Source organism: Bradyrhizobium sp. ORS 375 (assembly GCF_000239775.1).
In the GTDB taxonomy this organism is placed as follows: Bacteria; Pseudomonadota; Alphaproteobacteria; order Rhizobiales; family Xanthobacteraceae; genus Bradyrhizobium.
Genome location: NZ_CAFI01000463.1, coordinates 1 through 22973 on the forward strand (window position 1 = coordinate 1; position 22973 = coordinate 22973).

General features: G+C 65.6%; 18 protein-coding genes. 5 read left to right on the plus strand and 13 right to left on the minus strand.

Going from position 1 to position 22973, the window contains the following annotated elements:
* Positions 1-82: 82 nt before the first annotated feature.
* The 10 genes from BRAO375_RS31585 to BRAO375_RS31625 all read right to left on the minus strand — a co-directional run bounded on the left by BRAO375_RS31585 (position 83) and on the right by BRAO375_RS31625 (position 15119).
* On the minus strand, positions 83-4045 hold the full coding sequence (locus BRAO375_RS31585; protein ID WP_009031493.1) for an autotransporter outer membrane beta-barrel domain-containing protein: 3963 nt from the start codon (positions 4043-4045) through the stop codon (positions 83-85).
* 519 nt (positions 4046-4564) lie between these two features.
* Positions 4565-4726, minus strand: a complete 162-nt coding sequence (locus BRAO375_RS38265) for a hypothetical protein (protein ID WP_009031494.1) — start codon at positions 4724-4726, stop codon at positions 4565-4567.
* Positions 4727-4893: 167 nt separating this feature from the next.
* Complete coding sequence (locus tag BRAO375_RS31590) at positions 4894-6084, minus strand: CaiB/BaiF CoA transferase family protein (protein ID WP_009031495.1); 1191 nt, start codon at positions 6082-6084, stop codon at positions 4894-4896.
* Between the two features lie 136 nt (positions 6085-6220).
* Positions 6221-7444: a phenylacetate--CoA ligase family protein gene (locus tag BRAO375_RS31595; RefSeq protein ID WP_009031496.1), complete on the minus strand. Its 1224-nt coding sequence runs from the start codon at positions 7442-7444 to the stop codon at positions 6221-6223.
* Between the two features lie 139 nt (positions 7445-7583).
* Complete coding sequence (locus tag BRAO375_RS31600) at positions 7584-8420, minus strand: ABC transporter ATP-binding protein (protein ID WP_035643230.1); 837 nt, start codon at positions 8418-8420, stop codon at positions 7584-7586.
* 117 nt (positions 8421-8537) lie between these two features.
* On the minus strand, positions 8538-9824 hold the full coding sequence (locus BRAO375_RS31605; protein ID WP_009031498.1) for an ABC transporter substrate-binding protein: 1287 nt from the start codon (positions 9822-9824) through the stop codon (positions 8538-8540).
* Positions 9825-9883: 59 nt separating this feature from the next.
* Positions 9884-10957, minus strand: coding sequence for a branched-chain amino acid ABC transporter permease (locus tag BRAO375_RS31610; RefSeq protein WP_009031499.1), 1074 nt, complete (start codon positions 10955-10957; stop codon positions 9884-9886).
* Positions 10958-10961: 4 nt separating this feature from the next.
* Entirely contained in the window at positions 10962-11855 is an 894-nt protein-coding gene (locus tag BRAO375_RS31615) for a branched-chain amino acid ABC transporter permease (protein ID WP_009031500.1), read from the minus strand.
* A 466-nt stretch (positions 11856-12321) separates the two neighbouring features.
* On the minus strand, positions 12322-14253 hold the full coding sequence (locus BRAO375_RS31620; RefSeq protein ID WP_035643233.1) for a long-chain fatty acid--CoA ligase: 1932 nt from the start codon (positions 14251-14253) through the stop codon (positions 12322-12324).
* Positions 14250-15119, minus strand: a complete 870-nt coding sequence (locus tag BRAO375_RS31625; protein ID WP_052536168.1) for an ABC transporter ATP-binding protein — start codon at positions 15117-15119, stop codon at positions 14250-14252. The genes BRAO375_RS31620 and BRAO375_RS31625 overlap by 4 nt, the downstream gene beginning before the upstream one ends.
* A gap of 284 nt (positions 15120-15403) precedes the next feature.
* On the opposite strand from BRAO375_RS31625, the gene BRAO375_RS31630 reads away from it, so the two are divergent.
* From BRAO375_RS31630 to fcl, 3 genes are all read left to right on the plus strand, one after another.
* Complete coding sequence (locus BRAO375_RS31630; RefSeq protein ID WP_009031503.1) at positions 15404-16078, plus strand: Crp/Fnr family transcriptional regulator; 675 nt, start codon at positions 15404-15406, stop codon at positions 16076-16078.
* A 131-nt stretch (positions 16079-16209) separates the two neighbouring features.
* A complete protein-coding gene (gene gmd / locus BRAO375_RS31635; RefSeq protein WP_085964569.1) occupies positions 16210-17295 on the plus strand; it encodes a GDP-mannose 4,6-dehydratase in 1086 nt (361 codons plus the stop codon).
* Entirely contained in the window at positions 17276-18232 is a 957-nt protein-coding gene (gene fcl / locus BRAO375_RS31640; RefSeq protein WP_083842576.1) for a GDP-L-fucose synthase, read from the plus strand. The genes gmd and fcl overlap by 20 nt, the downstream gene beginning before the upstream one ends.
* Positions 18233-18369: 137 nt before the next feature.
* Here fcl and BRAO375_RS31645 read toward each other — a convergent pair whose 3' ends face one another.
* A complete protein-coding gene (locus BRAO375_RS31645) occupies positions 18370-19194 on the minus strand; it encodes a uroporphyrinogen-III synthase (RefSeq protein ID WP_009031506.1) in 825 nt (274 codons plus the stop codon).
* 146 nt (positions 19195-19340) lie between these two features.
* Here BRAO375_RS31645 and purU point away from each other — a divergent pair, with 146 nt between their 5' ends.
* The gene (gene purU, locus BRAO375_RS31650) at positions 19341-20204 is read left to right on the plus strand and encodes a formyltetrahydrofolate deformylase (protein WP_006609493.1); all 864 of its coding nucleotides are present in this window, start codon (positions 19341-19343) and stop codon (positions 20202-20204) included.
* Here purU and BRAO375_RS31655 read toward each other — a convergent pair.
* Both BRAO375_RS31655 and BRAO375_RS31660 read right to left on the minus strand, forming a co-directional pair.
* Complete coding sequence (locus BRAO375_RS31655) at positions 20201-21061, minus strand: NAD-dependent epimerase/dehydratase family protein (RefSeq protein ID WP_035643238.1); 861 nt, start codon at positions 21059-21061, stop codon at positions 20201-20203. The genes purU and BRAO375_RS31655 overlap by 4 nt on opposite strands.
* Before the next feature lie 106 nt (positions 21062-21167).
* The gene (locus tag BRAO375_RS31660; RefSeq protein WP_502688992.1) at positions 21168-21464 is read right to left on the minus strand and encodes a hypothetical protein; all 297 of its coding nucleotides are present in this window, start codon (positions 21462-21464) and stop codon (positions 21168-21170) included.
* 284 nt (positions 21465-21748) lie between these two features.
* Here BRAO375_RS31660 and BRAO375_RS31665 point away from each other — a divergent pair, with 284 nt between their 5' ends.
* Entirely contained in the window at positions 21749-22927 is a 1179-nt protein-coding gene (locus BRAO375_RS31665; RefSeq protein WP_009031509.1) for an ABC transporter substrate-binding protein, read from the plus strand.
* The last annotated feature ends 46 nt before the right edge of the window (positions 22928-22973 follow it).

Here is a 22973-nt window from a genome sequence, read left to right on the forward strand (position 1 = left end):
CGTGTCGTATCCCCGGAATGACGGTGGGGTGCGACGATCAAGCTTAGCTCGACGTTGGTAACCTCAAGCACTTGCGTCGCTCTCACCACGCGTAACGCACTGTCCCCTTGCCGGCGTATGACCGCGTTACGTTCGAGACTTCGCTTTCGAACGTCGCCAGTGCGCTCCAGCCGTTCAGCCAGTTCATCTCGATGGAGGTCGTCGTCAGCGCTGAGTCGCGCGCCTGCGCCGCGCCGTTGACGACGAAGCTCGCGCCCGGCAGCGTCTGGAACGTGGCGGCCACGGAACGATCGGGATTGAAGTCATGGGCCCAGGCAATGCGACCGCGCAGTGTCAGGGTGCCGTCCGTCAGGGCGTAGGACTTGTCGGTGCGTAGGCCGAGTTCGGTGCGCGTGTCGGTGACGGTCTTGCTCGCGTAGGTCAGGGCGAACGTCGAGGCGCCCACTGTGGCCTGCTCGACATAAGCCGGCAAGCGCAGGCTGGTGACTTGGGCGGCCGCGTAGGGCGTGACGCCGATGCCACCGAGCGGCGCAACGAAACGCGTGCCGCCCTCGATCCGACCGGTCCAGGCGTTGGCTTGATAGCTCGCGCGCAGCCGGTCGGTGCCGGAGATCGCGACGGTGCGGTCGGTGGTGACGTCCTGCCAGCCATAGGCCAGAGCCGCCCGGAGATAGCTCGGGCCAAGATGATGATGCAGATAGGCGCCGGCCTGGAACAGGTCGGACCGGCCGGAGCCGAGACTGTTGACGCTGAAGCTGGTGCCGCCGCCTGCAAGCGCGAAGCCGGCGATGGTGTGGGCAGCGATGCGGTAGTCGGCGCCGACGGCCGTGGCGGCAATGCGGCTGGTGGTGTCGTTGGAGCCAACGCTCACATGGCCACTGGTGGATTGCGAGCCGCCGAATCCGGCCGCCCACGCGTTCCAGCGCTGCGCGAAGTCTGCGGCCCGTTCGTCCGGCAGCATCGCGAAGGCGTCGGTACGCTTGCGAGCCGGATCGGCATGGCCGGTCGCGCCGCCGCCCTGACGTTGCGCGAAGGGATCGGTGAGGAGGCCGACGAACTGGCTCATGGCGTTGAAAGAGGTCTGCTGCACGCCGGTGGCGCTCTCGCCGGAGGCCTGCGTCAGGCCCGCTTGGTTCAGGCGGCCGAACACCAGCGGAATGTCGCCGGTGCGATCGAAGAACGCAGACAGCGCATCACCGACGGCCTTCTGATTGCCGTTGAGGCCGCCGGGCAGGGCGAAGGCGAGGACCAGGTCGAGGTAGACGTTGTTGGCGTCGTAGCTGAGGCTGGTCTTGAAGCCGGAGGGCAGGTTGGTCTTCACCACCGTGCCGAAGCTGCCGGAGACGCCGCCGCCCGTCGTCAGGATGGTGTAGCGCTTGTCGACATAAGCGCCATTGGCGAAGACCGCATTCACAGTTGCGCCGCCGAGCGTGGCCGATCCGGTGACGCTCGCGAAAGAGGCCATCGTGGGATCGAACTGCACCAGGTAGTAAGCGCCGGACTGGAAGGCGAGGTTGCCGACGATGGTCATCGACGAGCCGGCGCTGCCGTTACCCGGAGCCAGCGTGCCGCCATTGTTGATGCTGACGGTCATCGGCGGATCGACGAGGCCGGCGCCCATCAGCGTTCCGCCCGCATTCACGGTCACGCCCGAGGTGTTGGTGATCGCGCCGGCGACGTCGAGCACACCGCCGTTGATGATGGTGGCACCAGTATAGTTGCTGGTGCCGGTGAGCGTCATCCGGCCTGTGCCGCTCTTGGTGAAGCCGCCGCTGCCTGAGATCGTGCCGGCGAAGGTCGTGCTGCCATTGTTGCCGCCAGCGGTCAGCGTGGCCGCGCCGAGCAGCACGTTGCCATTGCCCGCGAGCGAGCCGATGCTCTGGTTGAAGCCGTTGAGATCGAGCGTGGCGCCTGATGCGATCATGAACGCGCTGGCCGAGGCGAGCACGCCAGAGGCGCCGGCCTGCAAGGTGCCGGCGCTGATCGTGGTCGCGCCGGTGTAGCTGGTCAGCCCGTCGAACCGCATCGTCCCGGTGCCGACCTTGGTGAAGCCGCCGCTGCCCGAGATCGTGCCGGTGTAGCTCGTGCTGGAGTTGTCGCCGCCTGATGTCAGCGTGCCCGCGCCGAGCAGGATGGCGCCGCCGCCGGTGAGCGAGGCGATCGTCTGGTTGAAGCCGTTGAGATCGAGCGTGCCGCCATTGTCGACCTCGACCGAACTCAGCGGTGCGAAAGCGCCGGCCGCGCCGGCCCGCAGCGTGCCGCCATCGATGACGGTCGCCCCGGTGTAGGTGTTGGTGCCGCTGAGCGTGAGAACTCCGGGGCCGCTCTTGACGAAGCTGCCGCTGCCCGAGATCGTGCCCGAGAACACGGTGGCGCCGCCATTGTCGCCAATCGCCAGCGATCCGTTGCTGCCGAGCTGCAAATTGCCGCTGCCGCTCAATCCGCCGATGGTCTGGCCGGTGCCATCGATATCGAGCGTCGCACCTGTCGCGATCATGTAGCTGCTGGCGACCGAGAGAACGCCGGCCGCGCCGGTCCGCAGCGTGCCGCCGCCGATGACGGTGTCGCCCGCGTAGGTCGTCGTGCCGCTCAGCGTCAGAATGCCGGCGCCGAGCTTGGTCAGGCCGCCGCTGCCGGAGATCGTGCCGCTGAGCGTGGCGTTGTTGCCGTTGGTGTCGAAGCTGCCGCCGCCGGCGTTGAGCGTGATGTTGCGGCTAGAGCTGAAGCCCGCGAGAACTTGCAGCGTGCCGCCACCGAAGGAGAGCCCGCCGGAGGCCGCGCCGAGATTGGCGTCCGAAGTGACCGCGAGCGTGCCCTGGTTGATGGCCCAGGGCGTGACGGCGGTCGTGGTGCCCGTCAACGTCCACGCGCTGGTGCCCGTCTTCACGAAACTGGAGAAGCCCTGATACTGAGCCCCGGCTCCGATCGTGGAGACGTCGAACGTGCCGTTTGCCGTGCCTCCCAGCCGGAACGTGTCGCTGCCCGCGCCGACCACGTTGCCGTTGATGATCGAGCTGGCCCAGATCTCCAGCACGTTGCTGCCGCCGGTGAAGATGATGGCGTTGCCAAAGAGATTGCCGCCGCTGTCGTTTCCGCCGGAAATTGTCCCGCTGTTGATGATCGCAAGATTGCTGCCGCGGACGCCGTCCCCGGCGAGGCCCATTTGACCGACGCCGCTCCCGCTCTGGCCCGGGCCAGACCCGCCCGAATTGCCGCCGGCGATGATGCCGGAATTGACCAGCGTGCCGCCGGCAGCAAAGATCACCCCAGAGCCGCCCGCACCACCGTTGCCGCCCGCGCTATTCCCGCTGTTGATCGTCGCCTCGCCTCCACCTCCGCCATCGCCGCCGGCGATCCTTCCGGCGTTGGTGAGCACCACATTGGTGCCGGTCAGGAAGGCGCCGTAGCCGCCGTCGCCCCCATTGCCTCCATAGCCAGCGAGTCCGCTCGAAACGCCGCCGTCGCCGCCCTGGCCGCCACTGACAGTGCCGGTGTTGCTGTAGGTGAGGTTATTGCCATCGATGACGACGCCATAGCCGGCAGCGCCGCCGCCACCGCCGCCATGATTGCCACTGGTCGTGCCGCCGCGCCCGCCGTCGCCGCCGGTGATGGTTGCGGCGTTCGTGGTGCTGGTCGTTACGAGTGCGCCGTGCGCGCCGCCCCCGCCGCCGCCACCGCCGCTGGAGGTGTTGCCCGATCCGCCCGTGTTTCCTCTGCCTCCTGGCCCTGAGCCGCCTCCACCGCCCACAACGGTTCCAGCGTTAGCGGACCCGCCGAAGCCGCCGGTGACACCGGCGCCACCGCCGCCGCCACCAATGTTGGTGGTGTCGTTGCCGCCATCGCTCCCGGGTGCGGTCGCCGAACTCGTCCCGCCATTCGTCAAGACGCTGGAGTGGCTTCCGCCTGAGCCGCCGCTGGTCGCCTGCGCCAGTGCCGCGTTGGACATCAGCAGCGAGGACACCAGTGCCGTCGCCGACAGCCAGAACCGCCGCGCGCGCTGCGGCTGCTTAGTCGTGTCGGAACGGAGTCTGTTGGCGATCAGCACGTCGGCCCTTTGCGCACGCGAATTCAGGCCGGCGCCGGGGGAGAGGCCGCAGGCCTCGTCGAAAAGGGAGCAAAAAAGCGAGGGTGGGTATTGTGACTTTTTGGGTGAATTGGCCATTCACTCAGTTCACAGCCGGACTGTGGCACCGCTGCCACGTTCATCAGGTCTCAGCTTTGCAGGGCGGACCGTTGTTCGAATCGTTTCTGCGCTTCCCCAGAGGTTGTGTCTTTGCGATGACAGCATTTTAGGCAGAGCGGTGGTAGGCTTCATTCATGGGCAGACGTTGTGCTGCTCACGCGCGGTGCCTGATCTCTGGTCATCGCGCCCTGATGTTTCCTCCCGAGACGATCTCTTGCCCGGCGCTTGCGTCGGGCTTTTTTTTGCGCCGGGCTCGTTGGTGAGTTCGGCCCGCCTCAGTTCATCCGGGCAGACAAAACAAAAGCCTCCGTCCGGCCGATCGGACGAAGGCTCCATATGAAAACATTGTCAGGACGCGCGTGAGCCCGCGTCAGCTTCGTCTCAGTTGACGGTCTCCACGACCGGCATGTGGTACCAGTCCGAGTCGTTGTCGAGGACCGTCTCATCGAACAGAAGAGCGCTGTCCTTGGTGAGAGCGGCCGCGTTGACGTCGCGGACCATGTCCATCGCCGACAGAAACTCGTTCAACTCGGATGCGCTCATGACCCGCTACTCCTCACGCCCGCGGGCCGCTTCGGGTCCGCGTCAACTGATGGGAAGAGATTAACGCGGTCTTGCCTTGGCCTCAATCCGGCCCAGGTCGAAGTTCCAACGTGGTGACATCTAGGCCACAGCGGCGGGATGCCGCGGCCTGGTCATATTGCACCTGCTCACACGACGCGATGTAGCCGGAGATCAGCGATTTCTCCGTCGGTGAAGCCGAACTCGGACAGGATCTCCTCGGTCTGCTCGCCGAACTCCGGCGGCCGCGCCGCCATCCGGCTCGGCGTGCGCGACAAGGTGAAGGGCTGCGCCACCAGCGTGATGTCGCGGCCGTCCTCGCTCGGCACCTTCTGCGCCATGCCGAGATGCTTCACCTGGGGATCCTCGAACATCTGATCGATCGCGTAGATCGGCCCGCAGGGTACGCCGGCGGCGTTGAGCTCGGCGACCCATTGCTCGCTGGTCTTCGCCAGCGTGCGGGCGTTGATCTCGGCATTGAGCGCGTCGCGGTTCTTCGAGCGCGCCGGCGCGCTCGCGTAGTCCGGATTGTCGATCCATTCGGGCGCGCCGAGCGTCTGGCAGAGCCGCTCCCAGATCCGACCGCCGGTCGCGGCGATGTTGATGTAGCCGTCCGAGGTCTTGAACACGCCGGTCGGAATGCTGGTCGGATGATTGTTGCCGGCTTGGGGAGCGACGTCGTTCTCCATCAGCCAGCGCGCGGCCTGGAAGTCGAGCATGAAGATCTGCGCCTGCAACAGCGAGGTCTGCACCCACTGACCCTCGCCGGACACCTCGCGCTCGAGCAGCGCGGTGAGGATGCCCATCGCGCAGGACAGGCCGGCCGAGAGATCGGCGATCGGAATGCCCGCGCGCATCGGGCCCTCGCCGGGGGCGCCGGTGATCGACATCAGTCCGCCCATGCCCTGCGCGATCTGGTCGAAGCCGGGCCGCTTGGAATAGGGGCCGTCCTGGCCGAAGCCGGAGATGCTGCCATAGACGATGCGCGGATTGACCTTGCTCACGGCCTCGTAGTCGATGCCGAGCTTGGTCTTCACGTCGGGACGATAGTTCTCGATGACGACGTCGGCCTGCCTGGCGAGCCGCATGAACACCTCGACCCCCTTGGGGTCCTTGAGGTTCAAGGTCATCGCACGCTTGTTGCGATGCAGGTTCTGAAAGTCGGAACCGCGGCGCGGCCCGCCGAGCGCCTCGCCGCCATCTTCCATCATCGCGTCGATCTTGATGACGTTGGCGCCCCAATCGGCGAACTGTCGCGCACAGGTCGGTCCGGCGCGCACCCGCGTCAGATCGAGCACCGTGAAACGGGACAGGGCTTTGGACGCGCGCGGGAAGGCCATGCGGATGCACTCCGAAGAACGTGACATGGCTGTATAGGAGAGCGCGCGGGAGGCGACAATTGCGCATGGGACGTGCGGGCGGCCTCGCTCATGTCGGTGGTGCAGGGCTTATCGTTCCGGGAACATCGCGATGAACTCACCGCTCGTCGGCGATGACCTTGCCATCGTTCGGCAGCGTGCCCGGTGCGACCAGCTCCACGTTGCCGCCGAGCTTGGCGACACTGCGCAGGCTGGCAGCGAGCGCCTCGGGCAAGCCGTCCGCCGGCGAGGCGCATTCGGCCTTCAACGTCATAGCATCGGTCTCGCCGGCGCGGGTGACGACCAGGCGGAGGCGGCCGAGCTCGGGATGGCGCTTGCCGATCTCGGCAACCTGCTCGGGACGCACGAACATGCCCTTCACCTTGGTGGTCTGGTCGGCGCGGCCCATCCAGCCCTTGATGCGCATGTTGGTGCGGCCGCAGGCGCTGATGCCGGGCAGGGCCGCGGTGAGGTCGCCGAGCGCGAGGCGAATCCAGGGGTGATGCGGATCGAGCGAGGTGACGACGATCTCGCCGACGTCGCCGGGAGCGACGGGATCCCCGGTGCCGGGGCGGACGATCTCGAAGATCAGGTCCTCGTTGACGACCATGCCGTCGCGCGCTGATGTCTCGTAGGCGATGATGCCGAGATCGGCGGTGCCGAACGCCTGGTAGGCATCGATGCCGCGCGCCTTGATCTCGGCCTGCAACGACGGCGGGAACGCAGCGCCCGACACCAGCGCGCGCTTGAGCGAGGACACGTCGCGGCCGGCGCCGGCGGCGGCGTCGAGCAGGATCTTGAGGAAGTCGGGCGTGCCGCTGTAGCCGATCGGCCGATAGGCCTCGATCAGTTCGAACTGCGCCTCGGTATTGCCCGGACCGGCTGGGATGACAGCGCAGCCGAGCGCGCGCGCCGAGGCGTCGAAGATGAAGCCGCCCGGCGTCAGGTGATAGCTGAAGGTGTTGAGCACGACATCGCCGCAATGGAAGCCGGCCGCGAACAGCGCGCGGGCGCCGCGCCAGGGGTCAGCGTGCGCCGCCTCCGGCTCGAAGATCGGCCCGGGCGAGGTGAAGAGACGGGAGAACGCGCCGGGCGATTGCGCGACGAAGCCGCCGAACGGCGGCGCGGCCTTGTGAAGGGCGGGGAGCTCGGACTTGCGCAGCACAGGCAACTGCGCGAGTGCGGTGCGGGTCGTGATGTCCCGTGGTTCGAGGCCCTGCAGCAGCGCAGCATACGCCGGCGCTCTCATTGCCGCGCGCAGTACGTCGGGCAGGCGGCCGAACAGATCCTGCTCGCGGGCTTCGGGATCACGGGTTTCGAGGGCGTCGTAGTAGGTGGTCATTGCTCGTGTCCTGGCACGTCATTCCGGGACGGTCCGCTGCGGAGAATGGCGAAGCCATTTTGCGCAGAGGACCGGACCCGGAATCTCGAGATTCCGGGTTCGCGCGTGCCGCGCGCCCCGGAATGACGGCGTGTGACGGCTACAGCCACCGCTTCCGCCGCTTGAAGCTCTTCAGGTTCTTGAAGCTCTTGCGCTGGTCGCCGGCGCCGCCGAGGTAGAACTCCTTGACGTCCTCGTTGTCGCGAAGCGCATCTGCGGTGCCGTCGAGCACCACCTTGCCCTGCTCCATGATGTAGCCATGGCTGGCGACCGACAGCGCCGCCCGCGCATTCTGCTCGACCAGCAGAATGGTGACGCCGAGATCCCGGTTGATCTCCTTGATGATCGCGAACACCTCTTTCACCAGCAGCGGCGACAGGCCCATCGACGGCTCGTCCATCAGGATCATCTTCGGCCGTGCCATCAGCGCACGCCCGATCGCCAGCATCTGCTGCTCGCCGCCGGAGAGATAGCCGGCCAGACCGGTGCGCTCCTTCAGTCGCGGGAAATAGTTGTAGACCATCTCGATGTCTTTTGAGACTTCGCGATCGCTGCGGGTGAACGCGCCGAGCTTGAGGTTTTCCAGCGAGGTCATGTCGGCGACGATGCGCCGGCCCTCCATGACCTGGAAGATGCCGCGCCGGACGATCTTCTCCGGATCAATGCCGTCGATCCGCGCGCCGTCGAACATGATCTCGCCGCGCGTGACCTCGCCATCCTCGGTCTTCAGCAGGCCCGAGATCGCCTTCAACGTCGTCGACTTGCCCGCGCCATTGGCGCCGAGCAGCGCGACGATGGCGCCCTTCGGCACGTCGAGGCTCAGCCCGCGCAGCACCAGGATGACGTCGTCATAGACGACCTCGATGTTGCGCACGGAGAGCAGGGGGGCTGCTCCAGCTGTTGCGTTCGTTCGCGGACTATCCAATGTATCGGTCATGGCGACACTCTATCCGTCGTCATGCCCGGGCTTGACCCGGGCATCCACGCCCATCGGCGTGTGAAGCTGGACGTGGATGGCCGGGACAAGCCCGGCCATGACGTCTCGTGTGTGGGACTACCAACCAGCCCATTCGGCCTTGCGCGGCAGCTCGATGGTCTTGACCTTCTCGAGCTTGATCACGCCCTTGGCCATCAGGTCGTTGAGGTCGCCATCGGTCGGACCGGTCACGCGGGCGCGATAGAGGTCGACCTTCATGGTGCCGCGGTGATCCTTCTCGGTCCAGGTCGAGGGGCTGCAGACGCCTTCCATTCCGGCCGGCACCCAGTCCTTTTTCTGGTGGAAGCCCTTGGCGACGTTCTCGCCGGTCGGGCCGCCATTCTTCGCCGCCCACTCGATCGCTTCCTTCATGTAGAGCGAGGAGCAGACGGCTGCGATGTAGTGCACCGGGCGATACACCTTGCCGGTGGGATCGGACATCTTGGCGATCTCCTGCACCGTCTTCATGCCCGGCGCGTCGCCGCCCCAGCCGACAGAGGTGCGCAGCGGGAAGATCACGCCGTCGGCGGCGTCGCCTGCGGTCTTGGCGGCGTTCTCATCCATGCCCCAGACGTTGGACAGGAACTGGATGTCGACGCCGGCATTTTTGCAGGCCTTCATCACCGAGATGTTGGAGGCAGCCGTGTTGCCGAGATAGGCGTAGTTGGCGCCGGAGCTCTTCAGGCTCAGGCACTGCGCGCTGTAGTCGCCAGGCGCCAGCGCGAACACCAGCGGCGGCAGCACCTCGAAGCCGAGCTCGGTGGCGAGCGCTTCGCCCGCGGCCTTCGGTGCGTTGGGGTAGGGATGGTTGGCGCCCATATGGACGAACTTCGGCTTGCCGGGCTTGCCCTTGGCCTTCCAGTCCTCGGCTGCCCAGGTCAGCTCGGCGCGCAGCGCGTCCGAGTAGCTCGGGCCGTAGAAAAAGTTGTACGGCGCGGGCTTCGCCTTGCCGCTGGTGCCCTCGGGGTCGGTCAGCGCGGCCGCATAGGAGCCGGACATGTCCGGGATCTTGTCGTTGGCGAGGAAGCCGGTCAGTGCCTCGGTGTCCGCGGTGCCCCAGCCCATGATCGCGGCGACCTTGTTGTCCGGCGCCGACCACTTCTTGTACAGCGCGATCGCCTTCGGCACCTGGTAGCCGTAGTCGTTGCTGTCGACCGCGAGCTGCTTGCCGCCGATGCCGCCGTTCTTGTTGATCCAGGCGAAGGTGTCGACGACGCCCTGGCCATAGGGCGTGCCGACGTCGGACGTGCCGCCCGAGAGATCCTGCAGATGGCCGATCGCGATCTGCTGCGCGTTTGCCGATGAAGCGAACGTGCCTGCGAGCAGTGCGAGCGCCGCCGAGCCGAGCCATGATTTGATCGTCATAGTGCTTCCTCCTGTGGTGCGTTTCGGGCCGGATTGTCGCCGGTCCCTGTTGGTTGGAATCAATGGGAGAACGGGTAGAGCTTCCAGTATGTCTTGATCTGCCGCCAGCGGTGCGCGAGCCCGTCCGGCTCGAACATCAGGAAGGCGATGATGATCAGGCCGATCGCGATCTCGCGCAGGAAGGTGATGTTGTTGTTGAGCGCGAGCGCCTTGTCGATCGCGCCGCCCTTCAAGTGATGGCTGAGCCATTCCATCGATTCCGGCAGCAACACCACGAAGGCCGTCCCCATCAGGGTGCCCATGATCGAGCCGGTGCCGCCGATGATGATCATCGCCAGGAACAGGATCGAGCGCTCGATGCCGAAGCCTTCCTGCGAGACCACCAGCTGGTAGTGTGCGTAAAGCGCGCCGGCGATGCCGGCGAAGAACGCAGCCAGGCCGAACGACAGCGTCCGGTACTTGGTCAGATTGATGCCCATGATCTCGGCCGAGAGATAATGGTCGCGGATCGCGATCAGCGCCCGGCCGTCGCGGGTGCGCATCAGATTGGTGACCAGAATGTAGCTGACCAGCACGTAGGCCAGCACGACGTAGAAATATTGCCGGTCGCCGCGCAGCGTATAGCCTAGAATCGAGAACGGATTGGCGGAGGCCGGCACCGAGCCGCCGGAGAACCATTCGGCGCGGGAGAAGAAGTCGAGCAGGATGTATTGCGCGGCGAGCGTTGCGATGACGAGATAGAGGCCCTTCAGCCGCGCGGCGGGAATGCCGAAAACGAGCCCGACCAGCGCGGTGACCACGCCGGCGAGCGGGATCGCGAAGAACACCGGGATGGCATAGGCGTTGTTGATGTAGGCCGAGGTGAAGGCGCCGAGCAGGAAGAAGCCGGCCTGGCCGATCGAGATCTGGCCGGTGAAGCCGACCAGGATGTTCAGGCCGAGCGCCGCGATCGAGAAGATGCCGATCTGGATCGCGATCGACAGCCAGAATTCCGAGAACACCTGCGGCGCGAAGCACAGCAGGATGACGCCGGCGATCGCGAAATTGCGGCTGGTCCTGGTCGGGAAGATCGTGGTGTCGGCCGCGTAGGAGGTGCGGAAATCACCGGCGGGAATGGTGGAACGTGCGACCATGATGTCAGATCCGCTCGATGTCTCGGGTGCCGAACAGCCCGTAGGGCTTGATCATCAGGATGATGATCAGCACGTAGAACGGCGCGATCTCGTAGAGATTGCCCCAGTGCAGGTACTGGCTGTCGACATATTGCGCGATGTTCTCCAAGAGGCCGATGATGATGCCGCCGAGCACGGCGCCGCCGACGGAGTCGAGGCCGCCGAGGATCGCCGCGGGAAACACCTTGATGCCGTAGGCCGACAGGCCGGAGGAGACGCCATTGACGACCGCGACGACGACGCCGGCCACGGCGGACACTGTGGCGGAGATCGCCCAGGCCATCGCGAACACGCTCTTGACGGAGATGCCGAGCGACTGCGCGACCTGCTGGTTGAAGGCTGTGGCGCGCATGGCCAGGCCGTATTTGGAGGCTTTGAAGAACCAGGCCATGCCGAGCATCATCAGCACCGACACCACCAGGCTCATCACGTAGACGGTCTGGATCTGCAGCCCGAAGATGTCGACCGCCTTGCTGGAGAATACCGGCGGGAACGGCTGCGGATTGACGCCGTAGATCCATTTCAGCGCCGCCTGGAACACGGTCGACAGGCCGATCGTCACCATGATGACGGAGATGATCGGCTCGCCGATCATCGGCCGGAGGATGACGACCTGGATTGCGATGCCGAATGCGAACATGAAGATCAGCGACAGCGGCATGCCGGCCCAGAACGGCACCTGGAATTTGGTGAGCAGCGTCCAGCACACCCAGGCGCCGATCAGCAGCAGCTCGCCTTGCGCGAAATTGACGACCTGCGTCGCCTTGTAGATCAGCACGAACGACATCGCGACCACGCCATAGAGCGTGCCGACGACGAGACCGTTGACCAGGAGCTGGATGAGGAAGGCGGTGTTCATGATGTTTCTCACTCGTCATCGCCGGGCTTGACCCGGCGATCCATCGCGCAAGAGGTTTTCGGAAGAGGATGGATGCGCGGGTCAAGCCCGCGCATGACGACCGGATGTGTTGCGCCATCGGGGCTTTTACCCTCTCCCCTTGTGGGAGAGGGTGGCTGCGCGCAGCGCAGCCGGGTGAGGGGTTCTCTCCGCGGGCGAGCGAGAGGCGAGGGACCCCTCACCCGACCGCGTTCGCGTCGACCGCCGGTGTTGCCCTCTCCCACAAGGGGAGAGGGCGCAGTCATGCGCAGTCTCGCTTGTTGCTGCTCAGCACTCTGTTCGTCATCGCCGGGCTTGACCCGGCGATCCATCTCCAAAGGCGTCGTCCGAAGAGGATGGATGCGCGGGTCAAGCCCGCGCATGACGACCATTGGTGTGGTCGCTTCTGTGCGATCCCAGTAGCGGGAGTTAGGGAGCGGCGATCGCATCACTCCGCCGCCTCCGCCATGGGTCCATGTCCGCCCAGATCCACCACCTTCAGCGTCGTGCGGATGCGCTGGGTGGTGCCGTCCTGGAAGCGGATGATGGTGTCGACGGGGATGGCTGGCTTGCCGCCATAGATGCCGTCGATGATATCGGCGTATTTCTCGTTGATCACGCTGCGGCGCACTTTGCGGGTGCGGGTCAGCTCGCCGTCGTCGGCGTCGAGCTCCTTGTAGAGCAGCAGGAAGCGGGCGATGCGCTGGGCTGGGGGCAGGTGCGCGTTGACGGTCTCGACCTCCTTCTGCAGCAGCGCATAGACCTCGTTGCGCGAGGCGAGGTCGGAATAGGTCGTGAACGCGATGCGGTTCTTCTCCGCCCATTTGGAGATGATCGAGTAGCGGATGCAGATCATCGCTGCGAGGTGCTCGCGGCCGGCGCCGAGCACGACCGCTTCGGCGATGTAGGGCGAGAACTTCAGCTTGTTCTCGATATATTGCGGTGAGAAGCGCTCGCCGCGCGACGTCTCGGCAAGATCCTTGATACGGTCGATGACGACGAGCTGCTTGGCGTCGTTGAAATAGCCGGCATCACCCGAATGCATCCAGCCGTCCTTGATGTCGGCGGTCGAGGCTTCCGGGTTCTTATAGTAGCCGAGGAACATGTTCGGGTGGCGGACGATGATCTCGCCGATGCCTTGGCTGTCGGGCTGATCGATCTCGATCTCGATGTCCGACGCCATTGGCACGCCCGTGGTATCGGGATCGACCTTGTCGTCCGGATGCAGCGTGTAGGCGCCAAGCAGCTCGGTCTGGCCGTACAGCGTGCGCAGGGGTACGCCCATGGCGCGGAAGAACTTGAAGGTATCGGGCCCGAGCGCGGCCCCCCCGGTCGCGGCCGAGCGCAGCCGGGTGAAGCCGAGACGGTCACGCAGCGCGCGGAACAGCAGCATGTCGGCAAAGCCGGAATGCTGACCCTTCTCCAGCGCAGCGAGGCCCGCCGACATGCCCATGTGATACAGCCGCTGCTTCAGCGGCGAGGCGTCCATCACGGCAGCGCGGACGTCGGCGGCGATCTGCTCCCAGACCCGCGGCGCGAACAGGACGAAGGTCGGCGCGATCTCGCGGAAGTCGTTCATCATCGTATCCGGCTCTTCGACGAAGTTGACCTTCATCCGGCAGAGCAGACCTTTGCCGAGCACGTAGACCTGTTCCATGATCCAGGGCAGCGGCAGCACCGAGACGTATTCATCCTCCGGCCCCTTGGGGTCGAAGGCGAGATAGGTGGCGCAGTGCTTGAGCACGCGGGCGGCCGAGAGCATCGCAAGCTTGGGATGCGAGGTCGTGCCCGACGTGGTGCAGAGAATAGCGACGTCGTCGCCGACCGTGGCATCGACCATCCGGTCGTAGAGATCGGGCTCGCGCGCGGCTCGGTTGCGGCCGAGCTCGGCGAGCTTGTCGGCCGGCATGAGCCTGGGATCGTCGTACTTCCGCATGCCGCGCGGGTCGGAATAGATGATGTGCTTGAGCGCCGGCACGCGGTCGGCGAGGTTGAGCAGCTTGTCGACCTGCTCCTCGTCCTCGGCGAACACCAGCCGCGCCTCGCCATAGTTGAGCAGGTAGGCGGCTTCGTCGTCGAGCACGTCCCGGTACAGGCCGAGGCTGAAGGCGCGGATCGCATGCGTGGCGATCTCCGCAGCAACCCAGTCCGGCCGGTTGTCGCCGATGATGCCGATGACGTCGTCCTTGCCGAGCCCGAGCTCGACCATGCCCAGCGCGAAATCGCGCACGCGCGCCTGGTAGTCAGCCCACGTGAAGGTGCGCCAGAGACCGAGATCCTTTTCGCGCAGCGCGATCTCCCGGCCATGCTCTTTCGCATTCAGCCGCAGCAACTTCGGATAGGTATCGGCCTGCTTGACCCGGCCTGCATAGTCCATCATGCGGCGTCCTCCGCAATGGAGGGGGCCTCGTCGGGATCGACCAGCAGCTCGTCCTCTTCGCCGAGATAGGCGCGCTTGACATGAGGATCGGCAAGCACCGCTGCCGGATCGCCATCGGCGATCTTGCGGCCGAAATCCAGCACCATGACGCGGTGGGAGATATCCATGACCACGCCCATGTCGTGCTCGATCATCACGACCGTCATGCCGTATTCCTCGTTGAGGTCGACGATGTAGCGGGCCATGTCCTCCTTCTCCTCGAAGTTCATGCCAGCCATCGGCTCGTCGAGGAGGATCAGATGCGGCTCCAGCGCCATGGCGCGCGCGAGCTCGACGCGCTTGCGCAGGCCATAGGAGAGGGTGCCGGCCGGCGCCTTGCGTACCGACTGCAGGTCGAGGAAGTCGATGATCTGCTCGACCTTCTCGCGATGCTTCAGCTCCTCGCGCCGCGCGCCGGTGAGCCAGTACAGCGAACCCGTGAGGAAGTTGTTCTTCAGCAGGTGATGGCGTCCGACCATGATGTTGTCGAGCACGCTCATATGGTGGAACAACGCGAGGTTCTGGAAGGTGCGGCCGATGCCGATCTTGGCGCGCGCGTTCGGCGGCAGGCCGGTGATGTCGCGTCCCCGATGGAACAGGCGGCCTTCGGTCGGCTTGTAGCGGCCGGAGATGCAGTTGACGATCGAGGTCTTGCCGGCGCCGTTCGGGCCGATGATCGAGAACAGTTCGCCCTCACGCACGCCGAAGCTGACGTCGGTCAGGGCTTTCACCCCGCCGAAACGCAGCGAGACTCCGCGCGCTTCCAACGTATAGTCCAAGTCGTCCTCCCGAAGTCCTTGTCGGCGCTTGGCGCGCTCTTCAAGCATCGTGGCGCGACGTATCCCTCGTCGCTGTCGTCGCAATCCTAGCCCGCCCACCGGTTCCGCGCCATCCGACGAATGACGGGCCACCCGGCGCGGTGCACTTTGCCGCATCCGAGGGGGCGTGCATCCTCTGCACTGGGGATACGCCGAGTCGAATGCGATGGTCCTCGATAGGGGAAAGCGCTATCAGGAACTGTCTTGCGCCTGACAATTCCAGGCAAAATTCATGACGTGATTGTTGCGATGCAATATGGTCGCGGCGAGATTCGACCAGACGAGATGACGGCTTGATCGCCTCCGACACCCTGCTGCGCATCGCGCCCTGGTCGCGCCATCTGAAGCCCGAGGAGATCGACGTGGCCTCCGCAGGCGTCGTCGAGCGCTCCTTTGCGGCCAACGAGCACATCTTCCTGCGTGGTGACCAGTTCGACTATTGGACCGGCATCGTGACCGGGCTGGCGCGCATGAGCACGGTATCGCGCGGCGGCAAGGCGACGACGTTCGCCGGCATGTCGGCCGGCGCCTGGTTCGGTGAAGGCAGCGTGCTGAAGAACGAGCCGCGCCGCTATGACGTGGTGGCGCTAAGGGACACAAGGGCGGCGCTGATGGAGCGGCCGACCTTCATGTGGCTGTTCGAGAACAGCGTCGGCTTCAACCGTTTCCTGGTCACCCAGCTCAACGAGCGGCTCGGCCAGTTCATCGGCCTGGTGGAAGTCGGCCGCACGCTGGACGCGACGGCGCGACTCGCCCGCAGCATCGCCTCGCTGTTCAATCCGATCCTCTACCCGAACACGACGCGCCACCTGGAGATCACCCAGGAGGAGATCGGCGCGCTCTCAGGCCTCTCACGGCAGAACGCCAATCAGTGCCTGAAGACGCTGGAGCGCGAGGGCCTGCTGCGCGTGGAATATGGCGGAGTGACGGTCATCGATCTCGACCGCCTGCGCTGTTACGGGGATTAGATTCGGCCTTTTGTCGGGCCATGCGGGCTTGATCCGACGCTCGTTCGTTGTTGCGCTTGACCGGCGGCTTCGGCTGTGGACTGCTCACGGGAACTCCGGCCCCAGGGGGCCGCGACGGTGTTGGAGTGAGCATGGCGGGGCAGAATTGCAGCGGCCGCGTGGCGCTGATCACGGGCGTCACGGGCCAGGACGGGGCTTATCTGGCCGAGCATCTGCTCGGCCTCGGCTATACCGTGCATGGCATCAAGCGGCGATCGTCGTCCTTCAATACCGCGCGGGTCGATCACCTCTACCGCGACCCTCACGAAGGCAACGTGCCGTTCCTGCTGCATTATGGCGACATGACCGACTCCACCAACCTGATCAGGCTGGTGCAGCAGATCCGCCCCGACGAGATCTACAATCTCGCCGCGCAGAGCCATGTCGGGGTCAGCTTCGAGAGCCCGGAATACACCGCCAATGCCGACGGGCTTGGTGTCCTGCGCCTGTTGGAAGCCATTCGCATTCTCGGCATGGAGAAGCAGACGCGGTTCTACCAGGCCTCGACCTCGGAGCTCTACGGCCTGGTCCAGGAGATTCCGCAGCGGGAGACCACGCCATTCTATCCGCGCTCGCCCTATGGCTGCGCCAAGCTCTACGGCTATTGGATCACGGTGAACTATCGCGAAGCCTACGGCATGTTCGCCTGCAACGGCATCCTGTTCAACCATGAAAGCCCGGTCCGCGGCGAGACCTTCGTCACGCGCAAGATCACCCGCGGCGTCGCCCGGATCGAGGCCGGCCTGGAGGAAACGATCTATCTCGGCAACCTCGAGGCCAAGCGCGACTGGGGCCATGCCCGCGACTATGTCGAGGGCATGCACCGCATTCTCCAAGCCGATACGCCGGATGATTTCGTGCTCGCCACCGGCGAGACGCATTCGGTGCGCGAGCTGGTCGAACTCGCTTTCGCCGAGGTCGACCGCCGCATCGCATGGCGCGGCGAGGGCGTCGAGGAGACCGGCGTCGATTGCAAGTCCGGCAAGACATTGGTGCGCATCGATCCGACCTATTTCCGGCCGACCGAGGTCGATCTTCTGGTCGGCGACTGCAGCAAGGCGCGCGACAAGCTCGGCTGGAAGCCGAAGACGAGCTTCGCTCAGCTGGTCAAGGAGATGGTTGCGAACGACCTCGACGCTGCGCGGCGGGAGACGGCCAGTGGCCATCACGCCTTTTAATCTCCGCGGCAAGCGGGTGTTCGTCGCCGGCCATCGCGGCATGGTCGGCAGCGCGCTGGTGCGGCGATTGGCGAGCGAGGACGTCGAACTGCAGACGGTGTCGCGCAGCGAGGTCGATCTGCGCGATCAGGCCGCGGTATTCTCCTGGTTCGCGCGGGCGAAGCCGCAGGCCGTGTTCCTGGCGGCCGCCAAGGTCGGCGGCATCGTCGCCAACAACACCCTGCGCGCCGAGTTCATCTACGACAACATCGCGATCGCCACCAACGTCATTCACGCCGCGCATGTGAACGGCGCCGAGAAGCTGATGTTTCTGGGCTCGTCCTGCATTTACCCGAAGCTCGCGCCGCAGCCGCTTCGTGAGGATGCCATGCTGACGGGGCTGCTCGAGCCCACCAACGAGCCCTATGCGATCGCCAAGATCGCGGGCATCAAGATGGTCGAGGCCTATCGCAGCCAATATGGCGCCGACTTCATCAACGTGATGCCGACCAACCTCTATGGTCCCGGTGACAATTATCATCCGGAATACAGCCACGTCGTGGCCGCGCTGATCCGCCGCTTCCATGAGGCGAAGCTTAGCGAGGCGCCGGAGGTCGTGGTGTGGGGGACCGGCACGCCGCGGCGCGAATTCCTCTATGTCGACGACATGGCCGATGCCTGCGTGCATCTGATGAAGACCTATTCGGATCACGAGCTGGTCAATATCGGCACCGGCGAGGACATCACCATTGCCGACTTCGCCCGCGTGGTGGCCGCAGCGGTGGGCTATCGGGGCCGCGTCAGCTTCGATCCCTTCCGCCCCGACGGCACGCCGCGCAAGCTGCTCGACGTCTCGCGCTTGTCGAAGCTCGGTTGGCGCGCGACGACCTCGCTCGAGGACGGCATCGCGCGGGCCTATCAGGCGTTCCTGCGTGAGACCGGGCAGGCTGTAGCCTAACCACCGCCGTCGTCCCGGGCTTGAGCCAGGACCCATAGCCACCGAACGCTAAGGGACGGGCCGCCTGCCTGTTTCGGACATCACGCGGTATGGGTCCCGGGTCAAGCCCGGGACGACACTTGTAGTTTGGCCGCGCGTTAGGCCTTCACTCCCAGCGCGGTGGCCATGGCCGAGATCAGCGGCTTCATGAAATAGGCCTCGCCCACTGGCGTGATCGACGGCGACAGACCATGCGCGGCCAGCTCCTCCGTCACGACAGGTCCGACCGAGGCGATTGGTGTGCGCGCCAGGCCCTGCCGCAGCCGATTCTCGACGCCGTGCGCTTTGGCGACATCGAACAAGCGCCGCGGCTGCCCCGAACTCGTCAGCGCGATCGCATCGACCCTTCCGGCGGTCATCTCCTCGATGGCGGTGAGAATGTTCGCGTCAGCTGCTTTCGCATCATAGACGTAAGGCAGGACCGTATCGACCTCGGCGCCACCCGCTTGGATGGCGCCGATCAGCGCGGAATGATCCTTGTCGGGATAGAGCTGCAGTCCTAGCCGATGGCCCTTGAGGTCGTAGCGCGCCAGCAGCTCGGCGACGCCTTCGGAGGTCGGCTTCTCGGTCGTCATCTGCGGCTCGAGGCCGAGCTCGCGCAGCGCGCGCCCGGGCTTCGGACCCCGGGTGAACTTGCGCGCCTTGCCCAGCGCGGCGACGAACTCGGCTTCGACGCCGATTCGGCGCACCACGGTCATCAGTCGCCGCAATCCTTCGCCCGTCATCAGCACGAGATCATCGAACGGCATGTCGATGCAGCGGCGGATCCAGGCCTCGATCGGCGCCGGGTCGGGCGCGTCCTGGATCGTGAACATCGGACATTGCAGCACGTCGGCGCCTTGCTCGGCGAGCAGCCGTGAGAACTGCGCTTCCTCGCGGGTTTCCAGGATCAGGATGCGGTTGCCGGTCAGCCGGTCGGCCATGGCCAGTCTCCACCAAAAGAGGTGATGTTTTGTTCATCCTGCCCCCTTGCCGAGCGTTGGCGCAAGGGCGCGGAGGGTGATAGAGCAGGCCCGAACGGCCGCCCCGGCCTGTCGCAATTCAATCTCCCATCCGGTCCCTCATCGCCATGTCCGACCACCAGTATGTCCTGACCCTGTCCTGCCCGGATCGTCCCGGGATCGTCTCCGCCGTCTCCACCTTCCTCGCCCATAACGGCCAGAACATTCTCGACGCCCAGCAGTTCGGCGACTTCGAGACCGGCCACTTCTTCATGCGTGTGGTGTTCACGGCCGCCGATCTCGCGGTGAACCTGCCGGCGCTGCAGACCGGCTTCGCCGCGATTGCCGAGCGCTTCTCGATGGACTGGCAGATGCGCGACCGCGCCGGGCAGCGCCGGGTGATGCTGCTGGTATCGAAATTCGACCACTGCCTGGTCGACATCCTCTATCGCTGGCGCACCCGCGACCTCTCGATGATCCCGACCGCGATCGTCTCCAACCATCCGCGCGAGACCTATGCCGGGCTCGATTTCGGCGACATCCCGTTCCACCACATGCCGGTGACCAAGGACACCAAGCGCGACCAGGAGCAGGCGATCCTGAAGCTGGTGGAGGAGACGAAGACCGATCTCGTGGTGCTCGCCCGCTACATGCAGATCCTGTCGGATGAGATGTCAGCGAGTCTCTCCGGCCGCTGCATCAACATCCATCACTCGTTCCTGCCGGGCTTCAAGGGCGCGAAACCCTATCACCAGGCCTATGAGCGCGGCGTCAAGCTGATCGGCGCGACCGCCCATTACGTCACCCGCGATCTCGACGAGGGTCCGATCATCGACCAGGACGTCGAGCGCATCAGCCACCGCGACACGCCCGAGGATCTCGTGCGCAAGGGCCGGGACATCGAGCGCCGCGTGCTGGCGCGCGCGATCCGCTATCACCTCGAGGATCGCGTCATCCTCAACGGCCGCAAGACGGTCGTCTTCATGGACTAGTCGAAGCGCGGACGGAAGTCGCGGGCGGCCCAGCCGAAATCGCGGATCGCGGGCCGGGCGTCGAACGCCATGTCCTGGGTCATGCGCAGGCCCATCGCGACATTGGCGCCGGGATACAGCGGCGCGATGAGCGGAAACAGCCGGCGCCACGCCGCGGCGGGAATCGACGGCATCCGCCGCCGCAACCCGAGGTCATCGAAGATCCGTCCGATCATCTCCCGGTAGGTCAGCGTCTCGCCGCCGCCGACCGCATAGGTTCGGTTTGCGGCGTCGGGCGCGATCGCTGCGGCCATCATCCCCGCCGCGAGATCGGCAGCGTGGACCGGCTGCCGCAAGCTGCAGCCGCCGCCCACCAGCGGCATGATTCGGAAGCGCCGGATCAGCCGCGCCAGCACGGTGATGTTGCGGTCCTGGCCCTCGCAATAGATCAGGGTGGGCCGCAGGATGGTCCAGGGGACCCCGCGACTCGTGCAGAGTTCGGCGATCTCTCGCTCGGCATTGGCGAGGCATTGCTGGCCGGCACGCTCGTCTTCGATCTCGCTCTGGGTCTTGGTGAGCACGCTGGTCGAGCTCAGCGCCACCACGCGCGCCACGCCGGTTGCCAGGAGATGCGGCAGGGCAGGGGCCAGCGCTGTCGCATGCGTCGCGCAATACAATGTCCCGGTCGGAGGCAGCCGGAGAGATTCGGCGTTCAGCAGGTCGCCGCCGAGATGATCGACGTCCGCACGTCGATGCTCTGAGCGACCGACGCTCAACGGACGTTCGCCGCGGGCGACGAGGTGGTCGAGCAGATGGCTGCCGACCAGGCCGCTGCCGCCGATCACGATGCTTGCAGGTTGATTGGATATCTTGCCCACGCCATTCCGTCCGGCCGTTCTTACCGGGCGAGGTCAAGACATGACGTGGCCGCATGTTCCTATCGCGGCTCAATTGGGTTGAATTGAAGGTCGCGGCCTCGACGCCTCACCGGCTCGGGGCGGCCGCCGGCGCATTGTCGTCGGACTGCGTCTCCTTGTCGCGTTCGGCCGCCGGCAGCTGCCGCTGCCGCTCGCGCTCCTGCATGAAACGGGCGTATTCCGGGGTGCCGGGCCGGGGCGGAGCGTCGGCCGGCAGGCCGCCGGCCCATTGCGGCATCATATCGCCCATGCCGGCGCCGACCTTCTCGTTGATCGACGAGCAGCCGGCCAAAGCCAGCGCAGCCCCGGCCAGCACGGCCATCGCGGCAAGCGAGCTCGCGCCAAACAGAGTGCTTGCCGGCATGGAGTGGGGACCTTTCATCGTCGCTGCCGCGACCCTATCGGCTTGCCATCAATTCGCAAAGTTTGGCCGTTCGAGGTCGGAGTATTATTTTACCGTCATAGTCTCGCGCCATGTCTCATGGTCGGTTCCGGAAACCTACCGTCCACGAACGCTCCCATGAACGCCATTGACAATACCGTGCCGAGTCCGCAGCGATGCGCGCGCGATATCGTGAACGAGATCGCACAGGTGAGACAACAATGGCCGGGGGGCTCGGTCCTGATCCGACCAGGGAGGTAGTTTCAATGTTCGTGCGAAACAAGACACTGACGCTCGCCAGTGTGGCCCTTGCCGCAACTGCGATTGCGACCGGTGCGGCGCGGGCCGAGGACGTGTTCAAGATCGGCCTGATCGTGCCGATGACCGGCGGTCAGGCGTCGACCGGCAAGCAGATCGACAACGCGATCAAGCTCTACATGCAGCAGAACGGCGACACCGTCGCCGGCAAGAAGATCCAGGTCATCCTCAAGGACGACGCCGCGCTGCCCGACAACACCAAGCGGTTGGCGCAGGAGCTGATCGTCAACGACAAGGTCAACGTCATCGCCGGCTTCGGCGTGACCCCGGCGGCCTTCGCCGCCGCGCCGCTCGCCACCCAGGGCAAGATTCCTGAGGTCGTGATGGCCGCGGGCACCTCGATCATCACGGAGAAGTCGCCCTATATCGTGCGCACCAGCTTCACGCTGCCGCAGTCCTCGACCATCATCGGCGACTGGGCGGTCAAGAACGGCATCAAGAAGGTCGCGACGCTGACCTCGGACTACGCGCCGGGCAATGACGCGCTGGCGTCCTTCAAGGAGCGCTTCACCGCCGGCGGCGGCGAGATCGTCGAGGAAGTGAAGGTGCCGCTGCAGAACCCGGACTTTGCGCCGTTCCTGCAGCGCATGAAGGACGCCAAGCCGGACGCGATGTTCGTGTTCGTGCCCGCCGGCCAGGGCGGCAACTTCATGAAGCAATATGCCGAGCGCGGCCTCGACAAGAGCGGCATCAAGGTGATCGGGCCGGGTGACGTCACCGACGACGACCTGCTCAACGACATGGGCGACGCGGTGCTCGGCACGGTGACCGCGCACATCTATTCGGCGGCGCATCCGTCGGCGAAGAACAAGGAGTTCGTCGCAGCCTACAAGAAGGCCTTCAACAGCCGTCCGGGCTTCATGGCCGTCGGCGGCTATGACGGCATCCATCTGATCTACGAGGCCTTGAAGAAGGCCGACGGCAAGACCGATGGCGACTCGCTGCTCGCGGCGATGAAAGGCATGGCCTGGGAGAGCCCGCGCGGCCCGATCTCGATCGATCCGGAGACCCGCGACATCATCCAGAACGTCTACATCCGCAAGGTCGAGAAGGTCGACGGCGAGCTCTACAATGTCGAGTTCCAGACCTTCGAAGCCGTGAAGGATCCGGGCAAGGCGAAGAAGTGACGCTGCTTCGGTAGCATCAGGGGCGCACGAACGGTGCGCTCCCTCC

Coding starts and splice junctions, on each gene's coding strand:
- BRAO375_RS31610 (WP_009031499.1), bottom strand. CDS start 10,957: ATGGTCGCACGTTCCACCATTCCCGCCGGTGATTTCCGCACCTCCTAC.
- BRAO375_RS31625 (WP_052536168.1), bottom strand. CDS start 15,119: ATGCTTGAAGAGCGCGCCAAGCGCCGACAAGGACTTCGGGAGGACGAC.
- BRAO375_RS31595 (WP_009031496.1), bottom strand. CDS start 7,444: ATGACCACCTACTACGACGCCCTCGAAACCCGTGATCCCGAAGCCCGC.
- BRAO375_RS38265 (WP_009031494.1), bottom strand. CDS start 4,726: ATGAGCGCATCCGAGTTGAACGAGTTTCTGTCGGCGATGGACATGGTC.
- BRAO375_RS31645 (WP_009031506.1), bottom strand. CDS start 19,194: ATGGCCGACCGGCTGACCGGCAACCGCATCCTGATCCTGGAAACCCGC.
- BRAO375_RS31615 (WP_009031500.1), bottom strand. CDS start 11,855: ATGAACACCGCCTTCCTCATCCAGCTCCTGGTCAACGGTCTCGTCGTC.
- gmd (WP_085964569.1), top strand. CDS start 16,210: ATGGCGGGGCAGAATTGCAGCGGCCGCGTGGCGCTGATCACGGGCGTC.
- BRAO375_RS31600 (WP_035643230.1), bottom strand. CDS start 8,420: ATGACCGATACATTGGATAGTCCGCGAACGAACGCAACAGCTGGAGCA.
- BRAO375_RS31620 (WP_035643233.1), bottom strand. CDS start 14,253: ATGATGGACTATGCAGGCCGGGTCAAGCAGGCCGATACCTATCCGAAG.
- purU (WP_006609493.1), top strand. CDS start 19,341: ATGTCCGACCACCAGTATGTCCTGACCCTGTCCTGCCCGGATCGTCCC.
- BRAO375_RS31660 (WP_502688992.1), bottom strand. CDS start 21,464: ATGCCGGCAAGCACTCTGTTTGGCGCGAGCTCGCTTGCCGCGATGGCC.
- BRAO375_RS31590 (WP_009031495.1), bottom strand. CDS start 6,084: ATGGCCTTCCCGCGCGCGTCCAAAGCCCTGTCCCGTTTCACGGTGCTC.
- BRAO375_RS31605 (WP_009031498.1), bottom strand. CDS start 9,824: ATGACGATCAAATCATGGCTCGGCTCGGCGGCGCTCGCACTGCTCGCA.
- BRAO375_RS31665 (WP_009031509.1), top strand. CDS start 21,749: ATGTTCGTGCGAAACAAGACACTGACGCTCGCCAGTGTGGCCCTTGCC.